The organism is Rhodoferax sp. RT5P35 (assembly GCF_056521385.1).
Window position 1 is genome coordinate 1 of record NZ_JBWMAX010000031.1, and the last position, 2471, is coordinate 2471.

Below are 2471 nucleotides of genomic sequence, written 5' to 3' on the forward strand. Positions count from 1 at the left end.
GTAAGCGTCCGGCGAACCCATCTTGAACTGAGCCCTTTCCACTCGCAAGATCGTGTGCACGCAACAGATCGTGCACACCATGCTTAAAGATTCAGAGATTTCCAGAGATACAACCCGACGCACCCACCGGACTTACACGCCAGAGTTCAAGGCTCAACTGGTGGCGGCCTGCCAACAGCCCGGCGCCTCCATTGCGGCACTGGCGGGCCAGCAGGGAATGAACGCCAACGTGCTGCACCGCTGGCTCAAGGAGCACCAGCGCAGTGGCTGCCATCAACTGGCCAAGCCCTGTGTTGCCTCCATCACTGGGGCCCCATCCCCGGCTCCCGCTTTCATTGCATTGGCGTTGCCCCCGGTAACTCCTGTGCACAAGGAGCAGGAGATCAAGGTTGAGCTGCGCAAGGGGGCGCTATCCATGATGATGACATGGCCCCTGGGTGCAGCGGCAGACTTGGCGAACTGGACCGCTGCTCTTCTCAAGTGATCCGCACATGATCCGCATCGACGCGGCCTGGCTGGCCACCGCCCCGCTGGACATGCGAGCAGGCACCGACACCGCCTTAGCCCGGGTGATCACCGTCTTCGGCGCTGCCCACCCCCACCATGCGTACCTGTTCGCCAACAAACGCGCCAACCGCATCAAGGTGCTGGTACACGACGGCATCGGTATCTGGCTGGCCGCACGTAGATTGCACCAAGGCAAGTTCATATGGGCTTCAGCTTGTGAAGCCCACTGCAGCCTTGGGCCTGCCCAGCTCGATGCGCTGGTGCTGGGGTTGCCCTGGCAGCGCATGGGAGACGCGGGCATCATCACCGTGGTCTGATCGTTGTGGCCTGGTTCCTCTGAGCGCCAATTGGGAGATGCGCCAATAGCCGCTACTGCGCTTCGCTGGCACAGTAGACGCATGTTGATACAGCCGCAATACCTGGACGATCTGAGCGCAGAGCAGCTGCGCAAGATGACCACGCGTCTGTTCACCGAACTGCGCCACAGCCAGGCGCTCAACGCCAAACTCACGCACGAGAACGCGCTGCTCAAGCGCATGAAGTTCGCCGCCCAGTCCGAGCGCTTCAACCCCGCGCAGAAGAGCCTGCTCGAAGACGAGATCGAGGCCGACCTGGCAGCAGTTGCCGTTGAGATCGAACAGCTCCAGCCACCGGCTGCTGCGCCCGAAGCCAAACAACAGCCCAAACGCCAGCCGCTACCGGCCAACCTGCCCCGGCGGGAGATCCGCCATGAGCCAGCGTCCACCACTTGTCAATGTGGCTGCCAGATGCAACGCATCGGAGAAGACGTGGCCGAGAAGCTGGACTATGTGCCCGGCGTGTTCACGGTGGAGCGCCACGTTCGTGGCAAGTGGGCCTGCGCGAAGTGCGAAACCATCACCCAGGTTCCGGTCGACGCGCATGTGATCGACAAAGGTATCCCCACCACCGGCCTCCTGGCCCAGGTGCTGGTAGCCAAGTATGCCGACCACCTGCCGTTGTACCGCCAGGAAACTATCTTTGCACGCGCTGGCCTGGCTATCCCCCGCTCCACCCTGGCGCAGTGGGTGGGTAACTGTGGCGTGCGGCTGCAGCCGCTGGTGGATGCACTGAAAGCCGAGATGCTCACCCACCGCGTGCTGCACGCCGACGAGACACCAGTGCAAATGCTCAAACCCGGCAAGGGAGCGACGCACCGTGCCTACCTGTGGGCCTACGCGCCAGGGGTGTTTGAAGACATGAAAGCTGTGGTGTACGACTTCTGCGAATCCAGGGCCGGTGAACATGCCAGGCACTTCCTCTGCGACTGGCGGGGCAGCCTGGTGTGCGATGACTTCAGTGGCTACAAAGCCGGGTTTGTCAGTGGCATCACGGAAGCCGGCTGCCTGGCGCATGCCCGGCGCAAGTTCTTCGACCTGCATGCGGCCAACAAGAGTCAGATAGCCGGGTTCGCGCTGGAGCAATTGGGCAAGGTCTACGACATTGAGCGCGAGGCCAAGGAGCTAGCCCCCAATCAACGCCTGGCGCTGCGCCAGCAGCACACCAAGCCCGTGCTCGATACCCTGCACCAGTGGATGACATTGCAGAGGCAAAAGCTGCCGGACAGCTCAGCCACCGCCCGGGCACTGGATTACAGCCTGCGGCGCTGGGTGGCGCTCACGCGCTTCACAGATGACGGGCAGTTGCCCGTGGACAACAACTGGATCGAGAACCAGATCCGGCCAATTGCCATTGGCCGGAACAATTGGCTATTCGCTGGCAGCCTACGCGCGGGCCAGCGGGCGGCGGCGGTGATTAGTCTGGTGCAGTCAGCGCGGATGAATGGGCATGATCCCTACGCCTACCTGAAGGATGTGCTGACCCGGTTGCCAACGCACAGGGCCCGGGACATTGAACAACTGCTGCCGCATCGCTGGCAGCCCATCCCTCCTTGAAATCAACCATGGCTGTGGCCAGTGGTCAACATGGGATGGCCGGACGCTTAC

The 2471-nt window shown here is 62.4% G+C and carries 3 protein-coding genes; all 3 read left to right on the forward strand.

What is annotated here, in order from left to right:
• Positions 1-79: 79 nt before the first annotated feature.
• Positions 80-484, forward strand: coding sequence for a transposase (locus tag AC097L_RS23160; protein WP_479589095.1), 405 nt, complete (start codon positions 80-82; stop codon positions 482-484).
• A 7-nt stretch (positions 485-491) separates the two neighbouring features.
• Positions 492-824, forward strand: a complete 333-nt coding sequence (tnpB, locus tag AC097L_RS23165) for an IS66 family insertion sequence element accessory protein TnpB (protein ID WP_479589096.1) — start codon at positions 492-494, stop codon at positions 822-824.
• An 81-nt stretch (positions 825-905) separates the two neighbouring features.
• Positions 906-2420, forward strand: a complete 1515-nt coding sequence (gene tnpC, locus AC097L_RS23170; protein WP_479589097.1) for an IS66 family transposase — start codon at positions 906-908, stop codon at positions 2418-2420.
• Positions 2421-2471: the final 51 nt, after the last annotated feature.